Origin of the sequence: Paraglaciecola sp. L3A3 (assembly GCF_009796765.1) — a bacterium.
Lineage (GTDB): Bacteria > Pseudomonadota > Gammaproteobacteria > Enterobacterales > Alteromonadaceae > Paraglaciecola.
The window spans coordinates 2,122,917-2,145,030 of record NZ_CP047023.1 but is presented as its reverse complement, the minus strand read 5'-3'; the positions used below and the strand labels follow the sequence as shown (position 1 = coordinate 2,145,030).

Annotated in this window: 16 protein-coding genes; 4 read left to right on the top strand and 12 right to left on the bottom strand. The window is 39.5% G+C overall.

The window, feature by feature from the left end; all coding sequences use genetic code 11:
* Positions 1–34 precede the first annotated feature (34 nt).
* From gloB to GQR87_RS08955, 3 genes are all read left to right on the top strand, one after another.
* Positions 35–805 carry a hydroxyacylglutathione hydrolase gene (gene gloB / locus GQR87_RS08965; RefSeq protein WP_158968555.1) on the top strand — a complete coding sequence of 257 codons (771 nt, stop codon included), beginning with the start codon at positions 35–37 and terminating at the stop codon, positions 803–805.
* 102 nt (positions 806–907) lie between these two features.
* Positions 908–2,572 carry a LysM peptidoglycan-binding domain-containing protein gene (locus tag GQR87_RS08960; protein ID WP_158968553.1) on the top strand — a complete coding sequence of 555 codons (1,665 nt, stop codon included), beginning with the start codon at positions 908–910 and terminating at the stop codon, positions 2,570–2,572.
* Positions 2,573–2,651: 79 nt separating this feature from the next.
* On the top strand, positions 2,652–3,110 hold the full coding sequence (locus tag GQR87_RS08955) for an isoprenylcysteine carboxylmethyltransferase family protein (protein ID WP_158968551.1): 459 nt from the start codon (positions 2,652–2,654) through the stop codon (positions 3,108–3,110).
* Positions 3,111–3,205: 95 nt separating this feature from the next.
* Here GQR87_RS08955 and GQR87_RS08950 read toward each other — a convergent pair whose 3' ends face one another.
* The 7 genes from GQR87_RS08950 to GQR87_RS08920 all read right to left on the bottom strand — a co-directional run bounded on the left by GQR87_RS08950 (position 3,206) and on the right by GQR87_RS08920 (position 12,079).
* Entirely contained in the window at positions 3,206–3,670 is a 465-nt protein-coding gene (locus GQR87_RS08950) for a hypothetical protein (protein ID WP_158968549.1), read from the bottom strand.
* 168 nt (positions 3,671–3,838) lie between these two features.
* Positions 3,839–5,119, bottom strand: coding sequence for a TRAP transporter large permease (locus GQR87_RS08945; protein ID WP_158968547.1), 1,281 nt, complete (start codon positions 5,117–5,119; stop codon positions 3,839–3,841).
* Positions 5,120–5,132: 13 nt separating this feature from the next.
* Entirely contained in the window at positions 5,133–5,702 is a 570-nt protein-coding gene (locus GQR87_RS08940; protein WP_158968545.1) for a TRAP transporter small permease, read from the bottom strand.
* Complete coding sequence (locus GQR87_RS08935) at positions 5,677–6,696, bottom strand: sialic acid TRAP transporter substrate-binding protein SiaP (protein WP_233267438.1); 1,020 nt, start codon at positions 6,694–6,696, stop codon at positions 5,677–5,679. Before GQR87_RS08935 ends, GQR87_RS08940 begins: the two co-directional genes overlap by 26 nt.
* A gap of 103 nt (positions 6,697–6,799) precedes the next feature.
* Positions 6,800–8,149 carry a DUF1552 domain-containing protein gene (locus tag GQR87_RS08930; RefSeq protein ID WP_158968543.1) on the bottom strand — a complete coding sequence of 450 codons (1,350 nt, stop codon included), beginning with the start codon at positions 8,147–8,149 and terminating at the stop codon, positions 6,800–6,802.
* Positions 8,142–11,528 (bottom strand): DUF1592 domain-containing protein, encoded by a 3,387-nt coding sequence (locus GQR87_RS08925; RefSeq protein ID WP_158968542.1) that lies wholly within the window; start codon positions 11,526–11,528, stop codon positions 8,142–8,144. Before GQR87_RS08925 ends, GQR87_RS08930 begins: the two co-directional genes overlap by 8 nt.
* A gap of 299 nt (positions 11,529–11,827) precedes the next feature.
* Positions 11,828–12,079, bottom strand: a complete 252-nt coding sequence (locus GQR87_RS08920) for a DUF3297 family protein (protein WP_158968540.1) — start codon at positions 12,077–12,079, stop codon at positions 11,828–11,830.
* A 239-nt stretch (positions 12,080–12,318) separates the two neighbouring features.
* Here GQR87_RS08920 and GQR87_RS08915 point away from each other — a divergent pair, with 239 nt between their 5' ends.
* Complete coding sequence (locus GQR87_RS08915) at positions 12,319–13,887, top strand: esterase-like activity of phytase family protein (protein WP_233267437.1); 1,569 nt, start codon at positions 12,319–12,321, stop codon at positions 13,885–13,887.
* A gap of 31 nt (positions 13,888–13,918) precedes the next feature.
* On the opposite strand, the gene GQR87_RS08910 is transcribed toward GQR87_RS08915, so the two are convergent.
* The 5 genes from GQR87_RS08910 to GQR87_RS08890 form a co-directional block, all read right to left on the bottom strand.
* Complete coding sequence (locus GQR87_RS08910) at positions 13,919–14,356, bottom strand: nucleoside deaminase (RefSeq protein WP_158972942.1); 438 nt, start codon at positions 14,354–14,356, stop codon at positions 13,919–13,921.
* 84 nt (positions 14,357–14,440) lie between these two features.
* Entirely contained in the window at positions 14,441–15,409 is a 969-nt protein-coding gene (locus GQR87_RS08905; protein WP_199271711.1) for a sugar phosphate isomerase/epimerase, read from the bottom strand.
* Between the two features lie 51 nt (positions 15,410–15,460).
* On the bottom strand, positions 15,461–18,538 hold the full coding sequence (locus GQR87_RS08900; RefSeq protein WP_158968538.1) for a PVC-type heme-binding CxxCH protein: 3,078 nt from the start codon (positions 18,536–18,538) through the stop codon (positions 15,461–15,463).
* A 250-nt stretch (positions 18,539–18,788) separates the two neighbouring features.
* Positions 18,789–19,373: a hypothetical protein gene (locus tag GQR87_RS08895; protein ID WP_158968536.1), complete on the bottom strand. Its 585-nt coding sequence runs from the start codon at positions 19,371–19,373 to the stop codon at positions 18,789–18,791.
* 21 nt (positions 19,374–19,394) lie between these two features.
* Positions 19,395–21,884, bottom strand: coding sequence for a dockerin type I domain-containing protein (locus GQR87_RS08890; protein WP_158968534.1), 2,490 nt, complete (start codon positions 21,882–21,884; stop codon positions 19,395–19,397).
* Positions 21,885–22,114: the final 230 nt, after the last annotated feature.

The window sequence follows — 22,114 nt, the reverse complement described above, 5'->3', positions numbered from 1 at the left end:
TATTGTTTAAATTTCATGTCACAAGGGGATTAAAGTGTCTTTAAACGTGGTACCTATTCAAGCCTTCAATGATAATTACATTTGGTGTATTCGTAATCAAACAGATTGTGTACTGGTTGATCCAGGCGATGCGGCTCCAGTATTAGCATATTGTGAGGCTGAACAACTCTCTATAGCCGGCATACTGATTACCCACCACCACTGGGATCATACTGGCGGAATCGATGAGCTATTAAACGCTTATCCCAACATACCAGTTTATGGTCCAACAAATGAAAAAATCACACAAATAAACAATAGATTAGTAGATACACAAACAATTCTACTGGATATGTTTGATTTGACACTATCAGTGATGACTGTGCCGGGACATACACTAGATCATATTGCCTATTACTGCGAGATAGGATTATTTTGTGGCGATACATTGTTTTCAGCGGGTTGTGGTCGATTGTTCGAGGGCACACCTGTACAAATGTATGACTCATTACAAAAACTGGCAAGTTTACCCGCCAGCACTAAAATCTATTGTACCCATGAATATACCTTAGCCAATATTGATTTTGCGTTAGCAGCCGAGCCGAATAATCAAACACTTAAAGAATATAAACAGTGGGCTGAAAATAAAAGGGCAGCGCAACAAGCTACCCTGCCCTCTACATTGGACAAAGAAATAGCTATTAATCCATTTTTACGTTGTGATAGTCCAGAGTTAGTTCAGCAAGTCCAACAGCATTGTCAACAGCAGTTAAATTCACCACAAGCAGTGTTTACTGCCTTAAGAGGGTGGAAAGATAATTTTTAATCCGTAAAATGAACTATCTAAAATGAAACACACTCAAAATTAGAATAAAAAATGTGTGTTTCATCGCCATTCAACAATAATAATATTTTTTAGGGAAATAAATTGCGTACCCATTCTCTCGCTATAATTATACTGGCTAGCCTACTGTCTGCTTGCCAACTTACAGCCGATTCATCACAACAAGATGCAGAACAAGCTCAGAACCCTCCAGATCACATGGCTTTTACTTGTTCTGAATCAGAAAAACACGCCGAACAAGATTTAGATTGCGATTCTGCCAATGAAGGTACGTTTCCAATATCTCACCCAGTAGATCCAGTTGATGTCGCAGTAGTAGTGCCAGATGAAATTGTCGAAGCTGCTGCTGAAGAAGAAATTAAAGATTTATGGCACAGAGTGCGTTCACAACTTGAGTTCGAATATCCCGATAACAAAAGAATTGCAGCACAACGTAACTGGTACTTAAAACATCCAGAATATATGCAGCGTGTAGCCAAACGAGCTAAACCATTTTTGTATTTAATCATTGAACAATTAGAACAACAAAATATGCCATTGGAACTGACATTACTGCCTGTAGTAGAAAGTGCCTTTGACCCCTTTGCATATTCTCATGGTCGTGCAGCAGGTATGTGGCAGTTTATTCCAGGCACAGGAAAACGTTTTGGAATGAAACAAACTTGGTGGTACGACGGCCGTCGTGATGTATTAGCCTCAACCCAAGGGGCTATTGATTACCTTAATTACCTATTAAAAATGTTTGATGGTGATTGGTATCATGCTCTAGCAGCTTATAACAGTGGTGAAGGACGTGTCCTCAGAGCAATAAAGAAAAACAAAAAGGAACACAAAGCAACAGACTTTTGGTCTTTAGATTTACCCCGAGAAACTGAAGCTTATGTGCCAAAATTATTAGCCCTAGCCGACATATTGGCTAACAGTGACAAATACCAATTTGAGTGGCCAATCATTGACAATATAGCCATTACTCAAGAAGTAGAAATAGGTTCACAAATTGACTTAGCTTTAGCAGCAGAAATGGCTGGCCTGACGTTAAAAGAATTACATGCTTTGAATCCTGGATTTAACCGCTGGGCTACGGATCCAGATGGTCCATTCAACTTGTTATTACCTATTGATAAAGTTGAAAGTTTTGAAACTGAGCTAGCAAAAACCGATAACAAAAACCGTTTAAATTGGGTAAGACATAAAGTGAGAAGTGGCGACAGTTTACTTAAACTTGCAGCTAAATATCACACCACGGCAGATATAATCGGTGATGTGAATAAAATAAAAGGAAACATGATCCGTGTTGGGGAGCACTTAATCATTCCCGTTGCCCTTAAATCTTTAGATGCTTACACCTTATCTCAAGAACAACGTTTAGCTAAAGTTCAATCAGCTAAAAGTGGTTCATCTAAATTGACCCACAAAGTTAAAAGTGGCGATACATTTTGGGATCTGAGCCGAAAATATAAGGTTAATTTGCGCAGTCTAGCCAAATGGAACGGTATGGCTCCCACAGATCCGCTGAGACCAGGTAAAGAACTAGTCATTTGGCAAAAAGAAAGCAGCACAACAGCAAACCAAGACTCAATAATGCGTACATTAACTTATACGGTACGCAACGGAGACTCGTTAGCGCGAATTGCCAGTAAATTTAAAGTGAAAGTAAAAGATTTAGAAAAATGGAACCAAAGTAAACTGAAAAAATATTTACAGCCAGGTCAGAAATTAAAAATATATGTGGATGTCACTCGCACTTAACCATTAATAATAGCTTATTGTGGCTGCTTATTTTTAACTTAATAAATAAGCTGTCAGTATAAAAATAAAGAGTAAACAGATGGATAAACTTAAGCTAAAAGTTCCACCTGTGCTTGTATTACTAGTATTGATTTTATTAGTGTATTTTCTTAAGCGCAGTGGGCTAGTTTTCATAGTGTCAATGAATACAGTTTATTCACCCTATATCTTAACGATGATAGGTTGTGTAATAGCGGTATTAGGTGTGTGGGAGTTCCGGAAGAAGAAAACCAGTGTTAACCCACATAATCCCAATAAAGCCTCTAGGTTAGTGACAGGAGGCATTTATCGTATCACTCGCAATCCCATGTATTTAGGCATGTTATTGGTATTAATCGGAGTGATATTAAGATTCGAAAATATACTAGGGTTTGTCACTATTCCCATCTATATACTTTATATGAATCAATTCCAAATAAAACCGGAAGAGCAAATAATTGAAACGAAGTTTGCTGCAGAATATATTGCATATAAAAATAAAGTACGCCGCTGGCTTTAAAATTCGCCGCGGCCTTTAAAAAAGTAGTACAGATATAAGAAACCTAAATATCTATTTGAGAATAAATAGATATTTAGGCCTTTTATAAACTTACTTTATACCGTGATATTGACTAAAGATTCTCCTTCTGCCAAACCAAACTTCTCAGCCAGTTTAGCGGTAATGCTAGTGTTATCATTTTCTGTTTCTGCTTTTTCTTCAAACAAAGTTTCAAGATAATCAACAGCAGAAGTCAAATCCAGATTAGATGCAGCATCTGCAGGAGGTGGCGGTGGTCTTTGACCCGCTTCTGGACCAGAAGCTTTTGCTAACTCGCCTATTTCTCTGGCATCAAAGCCGACTCCTGCTAATTGATCAGCAAATGTACGGCTAGGTGTAATACCTGCTTCAGCAAAGGCTTCAACCATACTGGCGGCATCGGCTTCAGTTAAATTATCGGCGTCGTAATTCGCTAAAGTTTCTTCAATTAAAGAGGTTTGCTCTTCAGTTAAACTTTGTTGGCCACCACTTCTAGGAGGCGGAGGAGGCATTCCTGCGCCGCCGCCAATTGAATCAATCATAATATGTCCTCATTATTTTAAATTTAGAATACGTACCAAACTCAAAATTACCTTGCCTCCTTCACCTCAATGAAATATTCGGTAAGGTACATAATGATTAAAACAGACAAATGTGCAAAAAGTGAGGAAATGGCGTTTAGATAAACGCCATGAGTAGTCGATAAGATGTTATCCGTAAATCAAGCCTGGTAACCACATAGAAAGTTGCGGAATAAAAGTCACCAAGAGCAAGACAATAACCAGAGGGATCACAAAAGGTATGGTTGCTTTCGCGCATTCTTCAAAGGGCACCTTAGTCACCCGAGACAAGACATACAGCACCATACCCACAGGCGGTGTTAATAAGCCAATCATTAGGTTAAGTACCATGACCACACCAAAGTGTACGGGATCTATGCCTAGACTAACCGCGATAGGTAATAATACTGGGGTAAGAATGGTGATCGCTGCTATCGTTTCCATAAAACAACCCACCACAAATAGGATAAAAGTGATCATTAACAACAATAAGGTTTTATTGTCAGTGATGGTTAACATCCAGCGGGTGAAATCTTCAGTCACATGTTGGCTGGTTAATACCCAAGAAAAAATCGCGGCACCGGCAATAATCATCAAAATGATACTGGTGGTTTCTATGGTTTCCATGCTCACTTTAACCAACTTCTTAATACTTAAAGAACGATAAACTACAGTGCCCAAAAATAATGAATAAACCGCAGCGGCAATTGCAGCTTCGGTAGCAGTAAACACACCAAATAAAATCCCCCCAATAATAATCACTGGGGTCAGTAAAGATAAGAAAGCTGATTTGAATGTTCTACCCAAACGAATTGGGCTAAACCCTGCATCTTTAGGATAGTTACGTTTTTTCGAATAATAGGCCACCATAATCATCAAAGACACAGCCATTAATAAACCAGGAATAAACCCTGCGGCAAATAATTGGCCAATAGAAGCTCCCGCCATCACGCCATAAATAATCATAGGTAAACTGGGGGGGATAATTGGTCCAATAGTAGAAGATGCCGCGGTAATACCCACAGCAAATCCAGCGTCGTAACCTTTTTCACGCATGGCTTTCACTTCGATAGCACCTAAACCACCAGCATCGGCTACAGCAGCACCAGACATACCAGCAAACATAATAGAAGCACTGATATTGACATGACCTAAACCACCACGCATCCAACCCACTAGCGCATTGGCAAAATTAAAAATACGATTGGTAATACCGGATGAATTCATTAATCCACCCGCTAAAACAAAGAACGGAATAGACAACAATGGAAAGCTATCCATACCGCCAACCATACGATGTAAAACGATTAATTCTGGCACTTGTCCATCATATAAAATAGCTAATAAAGCCGACCCTGCTAAGGCAAATGCCACAGGAAAACCCAGCATAATCATAATGAACAAAGACACTAATAATATTGCAATAACCATAAGTTAATTCAGCCTAATCTAAAGATTTTTGAGTGTTATTGGCAATGGCATCAGGGCCTGACGTTAACATCTTAAATAAATGTTGTATTGAGCGAAAAATCATCAGCACCAAGCCACCAAACACCACTGAATACAGTACACTAACAGGCACATCTAAAGACGCCATTTTGTGAATTTCAAGCAGAGGTATAATTTGCCATGCAAAATAAGCTAAGGCTGATAAAAACAATAAATTACACAAGGCAATAAACCGATACACATTCAGCGATAAACTGGCTGGCATCCAACGATGGAATAAACTGACAAAAATATGGGTATTTTTACGCACGCCCATACATGAGCCAATAAAGCCTAAGGCCACTAACTGGTATCGAGCGAGTTCTTCAGTCCAACCTAAGGGTGACGAAAATACATAACGACTAAGAAATTGTGAAAACAAGGTAATAGCCAACAACCAAAATAAAACAAAGGCAAGCCAGTCTTCTACGGCGAAATCAGCATAAGAAAAAGGTTCATCATCCTCAATTTCAAAATTCAGTGCATTAAACTGCTCGGGATCATCGGATGTTTTGTAGTCTGTCATACAGATCGGCTCCTATTTTTTGTTTGGCTTCTACATGAGTAGGCAACACTTTTTCGCGGAAAGCGTTTCGATCAACAGTCAAAACAGTTACTCCTTGTTCTTCAAACCAAGCGATCAAGTCTTTTTCTGATTGACGGGTATCAGCTGACACCTTCTCAGCCGCTTCTTTAAACACTTGGCTGAATATAGCTTTATCCACATCTGATAACATATTCCATAATCTGTCGCTGGCGACAGAAAGCACAGTACCTTGTAAATGCCCAGTTAAACTAATGTACTCTTGCACTTCATAAAACTTTTTAGCTTTAATGGTAGGTAATGGATTTTCTTGTGCGTCTACCACTCCTTGTTGCAAAGCTAAATACACTTCTGAAAATGCAATGGGACTAGGGTTAGCGCCTACGGCCAAAGGAAACATTTTAAAAATAGTCGCGTTAGGTACACGCAATTTTAGGTTTATCATGTCATCAGGAGTTTTAATTGGCTTATTCGAAGTAACATGTCGTTGGCCATAATAATTATTGCCAACAATACGATTTCCTCGTGAAGCCAACCTGTATCCTTCTGCCAGCTCAGCGAACAAATCACTATCATTAAATTTTTGCCAATGCTGGAAATCTCGATAAACATAAGGTAAATCAGGTAAGGCAATAGGCGGATAATTTTGCGCAGCAAAACTGGTGCCGGTATAAATAATATCTAAGGTGCCCAAACTTAAGCTTTGATTAAGTTCGGCTTCTTTACCCATAATTGAAACAGGAAACACATCAATACTGTAACGCCCTTCTGTGCGTTTGTTGATTTCATCTGCGGCCCAAACCGCCCATTTATGTAATGGTTCAGAGGTTTCATAGACATGAGCCCAATTCAGGTGTTTTACGTCCTGTTTGGCCATAGCGTTGAAGCTAACAAAAACAGCAAAGGCGAACCAAAGCATGACTGCTTTTTTGATATCGACTTTACAAAGGGAGTGCTGTAAATAAGAAAATGGCATAACAATGTTTAAATATTATTGTTTTTATGTAAACAAATTTTGTTATGAATCGCCCACTTTGTCAATTGTTTAATGTAGTACAGTTAACAAAGCCCGGTTGAGCTTAAGCCAATATTTGTGAAATTCGCCCTGTACTATTAGAGAATTTATCCACCGGTGTACCCAGCTGCTGTAACAGAGTTAACAACAAATTAGTCATAGGTATACTTTCATCAAAGTTATGGTGGGCGCCGTGAGCTAGACCTAAATTACTGCCACCAGCGACGATCAAAGGAAAATTACGGGGATTATGCACTGTACTCGTTCCCGAGCCATACAAAATTATGGTGTTATCTAACAATGAACCTTCAGCATAAGGATCATCTGTTTCAGCCATTAGCTTTAAAAATCCAGCAAAACGTTGGGTTAAAAAAGCATCATAGGTGCCCCAACGCTCGTAGCCCCCTTCTTCATTAAACCCATGAGACATTTGGTGATGATGAGGCAATCCCAACACTTCAGGAAACCTTGCAGCCAATCCCCCCGCCGCTTCTTTGACTTTTTGGTAACACACTGTCCGTGTACTGTCAGTTAAAAATGCAGTGTGAATTAATTGATACATGCTATCGATAAAGGCAGTTGGCCCATCTTGAATAGGATCTATATCTAGTTGGAATTGATTGGCATCCACATGCGGTTTGGGCACATCTAACCACTCTTGTGCTTTTTGTTGGCGACTCTCTAAAGAACGAATAGCAGTGAGGTATTGCTCTAATCTAGACTTATCTTCACTGGCGATAGTGTTATGCAAACGTGTTAAATCTGGTGTCACTGCATCTAATATCGAACGATTACGAGTAAACGATTGCTCGATGGATTTTTTGTCACCTTTTTGTTCACCAAATAACTCATGGAAAACACTTTGTGGATCGCCAAGGGATGGAATGGGTTGACCTGCTGCATTGTAAGACATGGTATTGGGTCGACGGAAGTCTCCTAAACCACCTTCAGAGCCCATAGTAATAAAAGGATACCGAGTTTGTGAACCTACATGCATGGCATACACTTGATCAGCTGAAATTGAGTTTCCTGCAGGGGTCAGTGGATCAGCGCCGCTTAGAAAATAGCCCCCTGTTGAGTGGGCATAAATCCCTCGAGTACGAGGATGAGATAAGCCTGATAAAAAACTAATCTGTTGTTTAAAAGGTTTAAGGGCGATATTCGATTTACTAAAAGTGTAATCTGCCCCATATTCCTTGGGAAACCAGTGCCAATCTTTGTAAGCTACATGATCTTCTGGCGGCAAAGACACCCCCATACCAAAAAAGATACAACATAAACGTTTAGCTTGTGTGGCAGTACTGATGCCTGACTTATTACTAGTCGCAATAGAAGGTAAAGCGGGCAACAATAACGATGATCCTGCTGTTTTTAAGAAAGTACGTCGATTAAAATTTACAATATTACTAGCCAACTTTTTTCTCCTTATTGCCGCTTGTTTGCTTAGATTGCAACTGTCGATTGGTAAAACCGTCACTATTTACTATAGCTTGTACTAATTTAGACAATTTATAGCCCGATGCACGAAAAGCGGCATAAATAACCGCTGACTCTTGCTCATCTAAAATATCTAAATCCCGGCCTAAAGCATACATCATCATATGTTGCACTAGCGCCTGCATTAATTCTGTTTGCTTATGTTGTTGTAAATATGTAGATAAGTCTGCAACAGAAGATACTGTAGTGCCGTCTGGTAGAATTGAGCTTGCATCAACCTCCATTTTATTAACCACTTGCATCACATGTCTTTTACGTTGTCGTCTGCGCTCAGCTTCATCAAGTTCTACTTTTTTATAGGTACTCACTTCATTACGCCACATACCTGTCGCGTCATAGTTTTCCATCAAAATCCCCCAGGGATCTATTTTCTCATGACAGCCAGAACAGCCACTTAATTTACGGTGATGTTCAATTTTTTGTTTCAGACTTAAGCCTGCTAAAACAGGATTATTAGGATCGAGTTCAGGTACAGAAGGCGGCGGTGGTGGTGGTGGATCATTAAATAATCGTTCTAACATCCATACTCCCCGCTTAATCGGATGAGAGTCTTCGCCATCAGAATTCATCGCTAAAACACTCGCTTGAGTCATTAATCCTAAACGAGGTGGATAGCTATCGGTTTTAACCCGAATTAAGTCGCCACCACTCACATTAGGCACTTGATATAATCGAGCCAATTGTTGATTCAACATCATATGATCAGAAAAATATAACTCTCTAGCGTCTCTATTATGATGAAAAATATCTTGAAAAGTCGCCACAGATTGTTGAATGGTTAATTGCGCTAACTCATTGCCATATTCGGGATAGATATCAGGCGAAACAGTAACATCTTCTAGCTTGGCTAACTGCAACCATTGTTTGGCAAAGGTTTGAGTAAAGCGTTGTGCTTTAGGATCGGCCAACATACGTTCCACTTGCTCAGCTAATACCGCAGGATCAGTTAATTGTTTTTTATCTGCCAACATGGTTAAAGTATCATCTGGCATAGATGACCAGAGATAATAGGATAAGCGAGAGGCTAGGTACTGATTATCATAACGCAGCCTAATATCTAGCTCATTTTCGTGCTCTTCAGCCAGATCAAAACCAGCTTCATTTTGGCCATAGCCAATATATAAAAACTCTGGTGCAATCAAAGCTGCGGCCATAGTTTCTTTTACCGCTACAGTAAAGCTGTCTCCTTGATTTCTCAATTTTTCGAATAAATTCAAGTAGGTTAAGTAAGTTTGTTGACTGACCTGTTGTTTGCGAAACACTTTAGGTAAATAAGTTAGCAGAACACTTTTAAGGCGAGCTTTTTCTTTATCTAAACCGGTATTTTGACCTGGATACTTGATAAACCATGGGCTCGTTCCACCAGCTTCCACTGGAATGACTTCTGCTTGCAGTGAGTCGAGATACAACATAGGGGTTTGTTTATCTCGCCACTGTTTGATCCCAGATTCTTGTTGTTGTTTGGCTTTTTTGCCTTGCTGTTGTAAAGCTTCGCCTACAGTACTGGCCGAAGGAAGACTAAAGTCTGACTGACCGTAAATAGAAGCGGCAAAGACTCCATCTGCATGTCTGGAGACATTAGATAAAACCAGTAATATCCAGCGATCGTGCGATTGATGATCCCCCCTAACCATTTTCGGCTCAATTACATCTTCTAATCTAAAGCGAAACTCAAAACTTTGTGGATTGGTCAAATCTTGGGTAACATCATATTCACCGACATTCTTAACTCGTAAGCTTTGTTCGTTTCGCCAACCAGCTTCTAACCTTAAGCGAGGCACACTGGTGTCCCCCTGTTTACCTGGAGTCATAGCTGCATTTACTTTAACCACTACTTCTCCTACAGTATTTGAAGTACGTAGTAACATAAATTGTTCATGTAAACGGGCAAAACCACGACCTTCCCCAGCACTAGATTTTCCTTGGGGAATATCACCATAGGGTAAAGGCCCATAAGTTCGTTGACGATAAATTACCTTTTGTGTTTTACCTTGTTGTTTAATTGTAGCCAGTTCAGCATCAGTTAAAGGTTGTCCAGCCCTTTCATATGACAATCTATCACCTTCAGCTCGCCCAAAATGATAAACATCTTCTAGTTCAACAAAGTATTTTTCGGTTTTTTGTGGTTGCCGTTTACCGAACTTCACGTAACGGTTAACAGCTTGACGAGCAATATCGTGATAAGCGCTAATATCAGACATAGACACCATCAACAATTGCGCGTCATTATCGTAACCATGAGCTGATTTAGGATCGGCAGGTAATTGACTGACAAAGTCAGGATCCACATTAAACAAATCTTGGTAGGTATAGTTAAGTTCTCGTTTATTTAAGCGACGTAAAGGAGCTTTGGCCATATCCGCTCGTCTGCTATATGCATGTTCCTCTAAGGCAGTTTGGATCCAATTAATGGCAGTCATTCGTTGTCGATCAGAGGGTTGTTTAGCTGAATCAGGTGGCATTTTATGTGAACCCAACACACCTAATATTCTTTGCCATTCATGCTGGCTATTAAAATGATTAAATGACGGGTCCGCTTTATCGAGTCTTAAATTAGCTTCTTGTTTACTCTCGCCATGGCAACGCAAACAATAACCTTCAACTAAAGAGCCCACCTCTGTATCAAAACGATTAAAGGTAGTTTCTGAAATGTAATGTTTGGTCTGATTTTCATAGTCACTATTTTGTAACAGCAGATCGTTATTTTCGGGTAAGTGGTTGGTTAATATAGGTACTAATATTTTGGGTGAATGTTCAGCTAGATAGTTTGGCCCATGTACAAGCGCTCCTCCATCATGAGCAGCTAAACTCATCATACAAATTGCGGCAAACAGTGTGGCTCTATATCCCCACGTCATCAATTTTATCGCCAGTTGATTTTGTGCAGACACATACATCACCCAAGCCACACAAGACAACACCGCAACAGTTATACCAAACATTCTATGACGTTCGATTAATGCCCCTTGATGTCCTTCGTTGGCCGCTAATAAAAGCCCCAACACAACGGTCGATACAGCACTGAACGCGGCGCAAAATAATATAGGGCCAACTAAACGTTTTAGAAAAGCAAAAAGCTTGACGTGAGCCATTAGCTCGAATAAACCAGCGAGAATTAAACAAGTAACAGGAAAATGTAAAACTAGCGGATGGAAACGCCCCAAAAATCGACCAAGGCCCTGCCCTTCAATCCCATCTAAAGGATTCAGCTGAGCAATATATATAACACTGGCCACTGCAACACAGGCAAGTAACAAGCTTAATAGAGTTAAAAATTGACCACGTTTATTAGACAAGAATACTATTCCCTTACTTGGCATTGTTAAAAGCCTAGTTAAAACCGGCCATGGAAATAAATTTATAGATAAAAATAACGGTTTAAATCTGCCACCAAGAACAACAAAATACAAACATTATATTAACACTTTGCATAATATTTACATTCGTAATGACAGTTTATAGGAATGAGCAAATAACAGTGACGGAGAGAGTTTAGAACGAGGTTTAATAGGATAGCGAAATAATACTAGACAAAATGGCACGGCTTTAATTGATTCAAAAAAATCATAGCCGTGCCAGCAAGTAAGCGTATAGATTATTCGTAAAAAGCTTCAACTGTGCCTTTTACCGTAATCAAAAGAGGTTGTCCTCGACGATCTAAAGCTTTTGGTGAAGGTATTTTTATCCAACCTTCACTAATACAGTATTCTTCAACATTAGTGCGCTCTTTGCCATTTAGTTTAATGCCAATATTGTGCTCAAAAATCTCTTCCACATAAAATTTACTGCGCGGGTTGCTAGAAAGGTGATCGGGTAAATCAGGCTTCGAAGAATTGGTATCGTTCATAATAAAAGTCTTAAATAGATAAAAAAGTGCTGCATTGTAGTCAATACCAAGCTAACGCTCAAGCATTAGCTAGCGCTGCCATTATGTTTATCAGCAACATTCCAGTACAGCTAAAATCAGCGGATGTAAGTCATAGTTCATTGACCTTGTCGCTTGCTTGTCATAATTGATTCATGCCTCTGTAATACATAGTCACTAGCCTACCTATATATTCATTTAATAATCATTTAGGAAAAATTTTGAACAAAAATGTATTGAGTGCGGCAGTGGTCGCAATATTTGCTTTATCTTCATGTGTTGACGATGGAGAGAATGGCAGTAATGGGATGGATGGAAGTAATGGCAATAACGGATTAAATAGCTTAATCAACCACCAAGTTTTAACACATGGTTCTGAGCAATGTTTCTTTGGCGGTACACTCATCCAGTCAGGACTAGACAACAACAGCGATAATGTCTTATCTGATGATGAAATCACCCACACCAGTACAAATTGTCATGCCAATACTGTCAGCACATCAGGCTCACGCCTGCCTTACTCTGTATTATCTGCGGATATCGACAATGGATTGCTACCAGGTAATAAAATGGAAATTCGTAACGGAGGGTATGGCTCGGACATGGTGGCCCACCCTACTAATAGTAATCAGTTTTATGCCCTCACTGATCGTGGCCCTAATGCGTCTTTTACTGGTTCACTTGGTACTGGTAAAAAATTTCCCACCCCAGATTACACGCCTCGTATAGGCTTATTTGAACTACAAGCCAATGGTAGTGTGAAAAGAATCAAAGAAATTTTATTAAAACGTCCTGATGGCACAGAAATCACAGGTTTACCTAATACATCAGCTTTGGGTGGAACAGGTGAAACGCCATATGATGCAGACGGTAATGTGATTGTTGAAGATATGTCGCAACCTTATGACGAGAACACTAACCCTATTAAATTAGATGATTCCGGTTTAGACGGTGAAGGATTAGTCGCATTATCTGACGGAACCTTCTGGGTAAGTGACGAATATGGTCCACATATGGTGCACTTTGATGCTGATGGCAAAGAAATTGGTCGTATTAATGCCTTTGCAAACGATCAACGTAACACCTTCACTTTACCTGCTGAATTTGCAAACCGTCGTGCTAACCGTGGCATGGAAGGATTAGCTGTTACACCTGACGAAAAAATCTTAGTGGGTATCATGCAATCTACTATGTATAACCCGTCAAGTGCAGTGAAACTCAATGACATGGTACGTATTGTCACTGTTAATTTAGAAGACGGTAGTGTCAGTCAATATCTATATAAACAAGAAATTGATCAAAACTCACAATCAGGTATTGTTGCCTTAAGCGCCACTGAATTTTTAGTGATAGAGCGTGATGGTAAATTCTACAATCAAGATGCAAGCGCAATGAAGCATTTATATAAAATTGACCTCAGCCAAGCCACAGACATCGAAACTATTACCGACAACGGTAATATTGTGCAAGATGACGCTTTAGGTTTAACCATTAATGGCGAAACCCTAGAGCAAGTTACTGTTGCAGACGATGGCTGGTCAGTGATTGAAAATGCAGGTATCACTGCCGTAAGCAAAACATTTATAACTGATTTGGTGGCTGAAGTGGCTTACCCTCACGATAAATTAGAAGGCTTATGGCTTATCAATGACTCGACAATTGGTGTGATTAACGACGACGATTTTGCCACTTGGTCAACTGGCGGCGTGTTAGAACAAAAATACTTAGATGCAGGTTTTACCAATATCGATGGTAATACTTTGTACATAATTGAAGACTTAGATCTTTAAATTAGTTTGATGAGAGTGAATAACAAGGATGTTATTCACCAATATCTTCATTCCATAATGCAGGGTTGTTTTGAATAAAAGTTTGCATCAGTTGATAACATTCTTCATTATCAACCACTTCAAGTTCTACCCCTCTAGATCTAACATATTCTTCAGGTCCACAAAAAGTACGGTTTTCTCCTACTACCACTTTAGGTATCCCATACAATAAAACTGAACCACTACACATGTCACAAGGCGATAAGGTTGAATACAGTGTGGCTCGTTTATAATCTGCGGCTTTAATTCGCCCGCTATTTTCTAAACAATCCATTTCAGCATGCAACACTGCACTGCCTTTTTGTACTCGTTGATTATGACCACGGCCTACTATTTCGCCATCTAATACTAATACCGAACCAATAGGAATACCGCCCTCAGCTAAGCCCTTTTTAGCTTCATCAATTGCCGCTTGTAAAAATTTATCCATTTCAATTTTTTTCATTTATGCCTTTTGTATTCAATACTACGCAAAGTATTCGACAATAAAAGATAAATAATCACTATTAATGATTTACGCCATTTCCCACAGTTTTCTGACTGTATTGACGTCTCTTTTCATGGCATTAAACACTGTGGATTGCTCAGCTTTTATGTTTTTAGCACCATGTTCTGCACCTCCTAGCTCATATTCAAAATGCAAAGACACGGGCACATGTATTTTTAATTTTTTGAGTAAAGAGAAGTAACTATTAAAATCCACCATCCCCTGGCCAATTGGCACATTTTTTAATTTCCACTGCCCGTTTACTTGTTGCCATTGGTAATCTTTTAACACAATAGAATTGATTTTCTGACGCAACATATTAAAGGGAATGGGCCAAGATTTAGCGCCTTCAACTGAAGCGTGTCGAATATCATATTGGCAACCTAGATAATCACTATCAATACCTTCTAAAAGATGCCAAATATCCCATATTTGGGCGCCAACATACCCCGCCCCTGCATGGTTTTGATATGCCCCTTTAATTTCCGATTGTTTATTAAGCTCAGCTAATTGTTGGCATTTTTGATTAAAATCATCTAAGGCTTGAGGTGCTTCTATATCCTCTGGGAAACGGTAATACCCCATTCGATAATAGTTAAAACCAAGCTCACCAGCTGTATTTAATATTTGTGCGGTAAAGTTTTGCTGGGTATCAGTAATGGCAGTAGTCATCATGTTAGGGGTGAATCCCACCTTTGACATCGCTTCTACCGCTTTAGGTAAATCGTGCTCTACCCGTTCAGGTAAAACATGCCCTTTGGGACGTACAGTCAAGTCAACACCATTAAAGCCAATATTGGCAGCGGCATCGGCCATATCGGCGTAATCTAAAAACTGTAAGTGTTTGGAAAAAATATTAATGTCTAAATCACTTAAGTCATTATTATGCGAATGACTTTCACCGACTAAGACTTTACTATGCAAACCGCTACTGGCTGACAATATACCAGTTAAGCCTAATGCGGCACTTGATTGGATAAATTGACGTCTTTTCAAAATAACTTCTCCATCTAAAATATTCTACAAACCACACAAAGTGAATTTTATTTATTTGCGAATATAGGCAAATAAATCACGGATTTGTTGTTCGCTCATTTGTTCAGTAATGCGTTCAGGCATCAGTGAGGTATTTTGTGCTTCTAATGTAGCGATTTCTTCCATTGCAAAAGTAATAGCTTCTTGGCCTAAAGGTTTTAATAACACATGATTAATGCTTCTATCTTGCATCACACCAAGCATTGTTTGACCATTTTTTAAAGTAACCCGATAAAGTACATACCCTTCACGTATATCTGCATTAGGGTTGACGATATTTAATATAAAGTTACTCACGTCTTGTCTATCGTAACCGGTTAAATCGGGCCCTAAATCCCCACCTTCGGCAAACAATTTATGACAAGCGCCACAATACCTAGCAAATACTTTTTGGCCAGTCGCCTGATTGCCACTGCCAGTACTCAATGCTTGTTTAATTTTGGTTATTTCAGCTGATTTTTCGGCAGAATTAGTCACTTTCACTTCAGGCCAAATGGCATCCACTTGGGCCGTTAAGATAGGATCGTCTAATAATGTAAACTGGCGTACAAGGTTATTAGACACATCAGATTTTTTCACTTGCCTTGTTTTAGATATCATCAATAAGAAGTGTTTCGCCCACTCAAGCCTGCTGGCATATAAAGCCAAAGCGGCTTGACGTAATTCACTGTTTGCGCGTAATTTATCAGGATAATAAGCGACTAACTTTTTGCCCAACCCATCAGTATCGTAAGCCCCTAAGGTTTGTAGTGCCGCCAGTCTCACGCCAATAGCTTCATCTGCATTAGCTACAATTTTTAGTAATATTGGCACCACTTTTTCATCCTCTACCTTCGCAAAAATATTGATATAAGACAATCGGGCTAAAGGTTGTTCACTACCTTTGGCAATAATCAACAGAGCCTGTGCAGTTGCAGTGGGATCTTTTTGTTTAATAGCTAAAGACAATGGTCCTTCACCAAATTTGTTTTGTAACACTTGCATTTGTTCAATTAAATTGACTGGCAATAAAGACACATCAACAGACTTAATGCTTTGTTGTAACGCCGCTAACAATATCTTTGAATATTTATCAGCCGGAGACAAACTTAACAAGCTTGCACTGCTTTTATAATTTTCTGCTCCCCCTGCTAAAGCATACCTTTGCATGATACGGCTGAGTAACACCTTTTCGACAATGGGCAATCGCCACAACTGTGGATTTTGCAGCATGTCTAACACCTCTTGTCTATGACTAATGGCTTTAGACTCTAGGGCCCACCATATAAACATTTGGTTTTCTTTATCTTGTTGCGAAGCTGGATTCGTTATTAAATTTTGAATCATAGGCAAGGCAATATTGCCCGGTAAACGTTTTGCACTTGAGGCCAATTGGCCTATGGCTTCTAACTGCTTTTCATGTTTTGATAACACACTCAATTTAGCCGCCACCAAAGAAGACGCTTTGTTACTGTCTCCCACTAAACGTACAGCCCAAAGACGAATGTAGGGATCTTGATGATTTAACGCTTCAATAATCAAGGCATCACTTAACCCCGCAGATAAATTTATCGCCCATAACGCTTCAAGGGCATATTGCGGCACAGTAGAGCGAAATAAGGGCAATAACACCTTGATAGCGGCTGGATCTTTTCGATCTCCAAACAGTCTTAAAGCTTGCTGGCGAAACCACTTATTGTCGCTTTTTAATAATTCGGCCAGCTGACTATTGCTGTACTGACTAAGGTCAAAACTTGCCGTATGTGTGTGTTGTTTATTTTGTTGTTTATTACGTAGCCGATAAATACGCCCAGTAGATTTATTCCAAGTGTCTCTGGGATCAACATGTGACAGGCGACTGTCATACCAATCGGCAATGTATATGCCACCATCAGGTCCAGCTTTAATATCTACCGGTCGAAACCAATGATCGTCACTTTTGAGTACTTTGTTTTCATCTATGGCTGTAAAGGTTGAGCCTGCTTCTTCGAGTCGGCTAAGTTGTACAAAATTGAGTAAGGGGTTTAAAGCAAACAGCTTATTATGATATTGGGCCGGCAAACTGCCCCCTTGATATTTAACCCAGGCATGGGTAAACCTGATCCTATCGCCTTCTAGCGGAATACCGGGTAAATAACCTAAGGCATAGGGGTTAGTTAAGGCCCCATGTTTACCCCAATTTTTTTTGAAATAACCACCTTGTTTATAATAGTAACCACGGATCACTTCATTGGTACCAGAATAAAAACGCCCTTTGTCGTCTATTTCAACATAAAAAGTATTTCCCCCACCTTCTGCATATACCTCAAATGTTTTCAATTCAGGGTGATAACGCCAAAATGCCTGTCCTTTAAAATGCACATTTTTGCTAACAACAGAATTCACTGTAGAAATAGCGGTACTGCCTTGAGCGCCATATAACCAACCATCTGGCCCCCACCTTAAACTATTGGCAATAGCATGGGTATCTTGTAATCCAAATCCATCAAGATGCACTTCTGGCTCACCATTGGGTAAACCATCCCCATCAGGATCAGGATAAGCCACTAAATAAGGCGGGGTGAGTACCCATATTTTACCTCGACCTAGAGTGACACTAGTGGCAATGTTTAAGCCCGTTATCGCATCAGTCGACTTATCAAATAGGCCATCGTTATTGGTATCTTCAAAGATAGTGATTTTGTCTGCCCCCCGTAAACCTTGGCCGGGCGGCTTGGGTGTTTTGTCAAATACAGTGCGATTATGGTTATCAATATCTACTACCTTCACTCCTTGAGGATAAGGATATTGATTATATTGCACCACCCACATGCGGCCACGATGGTCAAAATTAATAAACACAGGTTGGTGTATTTGTGGTTCAGACACAATTAAATCTAAGGCTAGATCCTCGGCAAAACTAAAACCTTTTAAGGCTTCTTTGGCTGGCGTAGGCAATGAGTCATCAGTTTGAATACCTTTACCCGCAAACACCCGCATATAGTTGGCAACTTCATCATTACCGGCAATTTGTTCGATAGATGCATTTTTAGCGCTTTGGTTTGCTAACTTTATTTGACTAGCATGTTGCGCCAAGCAACTAAAGGAAAACAAAACAGTCAGAACTGACATTAACTTGAATGAGGATATATTTTGCAAAAGCATAATGACTAAACACTCTAGAACGTTAAATAATTGTAAACTTTTCCTAGAATACATTTATTTGTTTAATTGTTTTTGTGTTTTTTAATTTGAATATACGAATGCATATCTGAAGTACCAAATAATACCGATTAAAAAAGGGAGTTAATTGAATGTAGCCAAACAATTGAACTCCCTTTTATTTATTCCACTTTAGTATCTTTTATTAACTAGCCCTAATCTATGACTTTTTAGCTTTTCTAATAGCTAATAATCCAAGTAATAAAATGGCTACCATAGGTGGTTCAGGTACGTCATTTGGTTTTGTACCGACGGCATTTATTTTTAGCGTTTGACTACCAAATAAGTTGTCATCATAAAAACTCCCAACGTCCATTAGGTAGGCGCTTGTTATGTCAAACATAAAGTCACCAGCATCTTTAGCTACAAAACTCAAAGTCCCTAAGTCAAGCAACATATCAGCGGTATCGAAGGGCGCATCAGTACCGAAGGTGCTTAAACTGTATAACCATTCATCACTAAATGAATCATAGTCAACCGTCTCGAAAGGGTCGGTGTCTGCTGTGTATTGAGCAGGCAAAGATATACTAGCAAAATCAGCTGTACTGTCTGTAAAAGTAAACCAAGTCAGCGCATCAAAGTTTTTGTCAATAAGCCCCCCCAAGGGGGCATCAGCTTGGTAGCTTAAGTTAATATTAATGGTGTCACCAACTGTATAATCAGAGGCGTCAGCGGTGACAATTAAGCCAGCCATACTCTGTACGCTGAAGCTTAAACATAATAATAATGTGGTTAGTTTTTTCATTTTCAAATATCCAAGTAAGGCTTATTCAGCACAATTAGTTTTAGTACAAATACTACGTAACATACTGATGTCACGGCTATTAACACTGCCGTCGTTATTAAAGTCAAAATCGTCTCGTACTTTAGATGGGTCACGTATTGCGCGAGCAAAATAAGAAAGATCTTTACGGTCAACGTCATGGTCCCCATCAAAATCCCCTAATACGCCGTACATTGCATCGTTTGGAAAGTGGTCAACTGTATCTTCAACACCATCGTTATCGTCGTCTGTATCAGTTAAATCACCTTCTCCATCATTATCAAAGTCACTATCAATATTTAATCGTGCAATAGCTCTATCGTATGTTGTGCCATTTGAAGCAGCAAACTGAGCATATAAGAAATAGAAATTACCTTCTGGAAGGTCTGCAGTAGGTGTGATCCCCTCCAGTGGAATTGACACATTGGATGCTGCTGTCTGTTGACCAATCATACTGTCGTCAAACACCACTATGTCCTTTACCACTCCCCATGCAGAAGTCAGTTCTCGCAAAAAGACTTTTAAACCGCCCACACCATCAGTCACAACATTGCCAGTACCCGCTTCAACATTGAGTGTCACATTCATTGGCTGAGTAGTTAAATGTGTCACGTTGCGATATTTAGCGTCATTATCAAATGAAAGTGATGGGGCAACAGGTTCTGGCTCTGGCTCTTCATCTACGCATCCTTCACATAACAACTTGAAAGTACGTACATATTCATATGAGGTAGTACGCTGCTCTTCTGTGCCAGCTTTAACCATGCCACCATCTTCTGGAACTGGGTTCCAATCGTAGGTTTCTATAGCCATTTGTATCCACATTTCCTGATTAAAGGCAACAGGATGCACTAAGCTATAAACCAGCTTACCGTCTAGATAAAAGTCGATTTCATTCTGTGATTTCCAGTGAGCACCGTATACATAATAACGGTCTGTCGTTTTTTTACCTGCAGGTACCATAACCGAGTTTTGACTTCTGTTTTCTTCATTACAGATTGTTTGACGGTGAAACATATTTGAGTGATAAATATGCTCCCAATCCATTGCCCAAGCAGCAGTTAAACCTTCATTAACTTTGCCTATGGTCTCCTGAATATCAATCTCGAACATAGTATTACAATCGCTATTTTTACTCATTAACCAGAATGTAGATGACATTTCTGTTTGGTTAGCTTTCATTTTTGCTTCGTAATAATAAGATACGCCATCAGTTGGAGCGCTGGTGGGGAATATCGAACGAACGATTGCGCCTTTATATTTAAAGTAAGCTTGCTTAAAGTTACCGTCTGCATCTTTATAAGGGGTGTCTAACCATTGCGGGCCACCTTCCAATTCCTCTACTGTAATTTTTAGCTTGTCATCATTAATACTGACGGTATCTGTAGTAAATAATCCTGGTGGTCTACCATTCCACAACCAACCATTGCCGATTGGCTCAACTTGCCATTTGTCAGTATTTACATTTGAACCTTCAAACTCATCAGACATATTGTCTATCTTCAGCCAATTCATCCCTGCAAATACTGGCGTTTGTGCCCCTTGGAAAAATGGAGTATCAGTAACAGCACCAACACTAGGATCCATTGGTGCTGGATCTAACTCATCACTGGCACCATCATTATCGTCGTCTGTGTCAATTGAATCGACAATACTATCGCCATCAAAATCACTGTCGATATCTATGTTAGCAAGACCCGTGTCATAAATATTGCCATCTGAGGAACCAAACTCTGCAAATAAGTAATAGAAGTTTCCGCTAGGAAGTTGGTTAGTCGGTGTCAGCCCGTCTAATGGGATGAAAATAGTTGAAGAGCTGGTTTGTTGGCCGACAATATTGGCATCATAAACAACGGTATCGTTTACTGGTATCCAATCAGAGTTTAATTCACGTAAATAAACTTTAAGGCCGCCTACAGAGTTATCAATAATATTGCCCGTACCGGCTTCAACATTAATGGTCACGCCAAGTGCACCAGAATTTGCGTAGACATTAGTATTAATTTGCACACTATTTTGAATGGACACTGATGGTTCTACTTGGCCAGCTTCTATATTAAGATTAACTACATTTACTGTGTGACCTGTACCGTCTGAAGCGATAAATTTCACAAATAGAAAGTAGAAATGTCCTTCTGGGAGATTTGCAGTAGCAGTCAAACCTTGCAAAGGAATTTCTACATTTGAAGTCCCACTGGTTTGACCGATAGCTAATGCATCAACCACAATAGTGTCCTTAACCACCCCCCAACTAGCGTTCATTTCTCGTAGAAAAAATTTAATTCCTCCTTCTCCAGCACTTACTGTGGTGTCGATTCCGGCATTGTAATGCACGGTAACGGGCAATACACTGTTTGTTTGATAGACATTCGTCTTATATATTGCGGCGTCATCAAACGTCACTCCCGCAGTGGCTTGAGCATGGCTCTCAATTGGTAGCCAAGCTAAAACAAGCGTAAAACATACTGCCAACGCTGTTATTACTTTATTCATTATAGTTATCCTATTAGTGAAAACTAACTTCCCCTTAAATAAAAGGGTAAATTAGTAATCAGATGTTGAATTTAGTGTTTTTGTTACTTTATTTTTATTTAACATTCACTTGTTTACTAAGGTTTATAAGATGACCCTGCAGTGAAATGTTAGAAAAACTATGCTGTTTTTCTTGAGTCACTGAAATAAAACTAGCGGTCTAATTCAGGTCAAAGATAAATCCCGTTTTA

Excerpts from the sequence above, each read along its gene's own strand:
- GQR87_RS08955 (WP_158968551.1), top strand. The coding sequence starts at position 2,652 with ATGGATAAACTTAAGCTAAAAGTTCCACCTGTGCTTGTATTACTAGTA.
- GQR87_RS08910 (WP_158972942.1), bottom strand. The coding sequence starts at position 14,356 with ATGGATAAATTTTTACAAGCGGCAATTGATGAAGCTAAAAAGGGCTTA.
- GQR87_RS08890 (WP_158968534.1), bottom strand. The coding sequence starts at position 21,884 with ATGAATAAAGTAATAACAGCGTTGGCAGTATGTTTTACGCTTGTTTTA.
- GQR87_RS08900 (WP_158968538.1), bottom strand. The coding sequence starts at position 18,538 with ATGTCAGTTCTGACTGTTTTGTTTTCCTTTAGTTGCTTGGCGCAACAT.
- GQR87_RS08895 (WP_158968536.1), bottom strand. The coding sequence starts at position 19,373 with ATGAAAAAACTAACCACATTATTATTATGTTTAAGCTTCAGCGTACAG.
- GQR87_RS08935 (WP_233267438.1), bottom strand. The coding sequence starts at position 6,696 with ATGCCATTTTCTTATTTACAGCACTCCCTTTGTAAAGTCGATATCAAA.
- GQR87_RS08940 (WP_158968545.1), bottom strand. The coding sequence starts at position 5,702 with ATGACAGACTACAAAACATCCGATGATCCCGAGCAGTTTAATGCACTG.
- GQR87_RS08950 (WP_158968549.1), bottom strand. The coding sequence starts at position 3,670 with ATGATTGATTCAATTGGCGGCGGCGCAGGAATGCCTCCTCCGCCTCCT.
- GQR87_RS08945 (WP_158968547.1), bottom strand. The coding sequence starts at position 5,119 with ATGGTTATTGCAATATTATTAGTGTCTTTGTTCATTATGATTATGCTG.
- GQR87_RS08920 (WP_158968540.1), bottom strand. The coding sequence starts at position 12,079 with ATGAACGATACCAATTCTTCGAAGCCTGATTTACCCGATCACCTTTCT.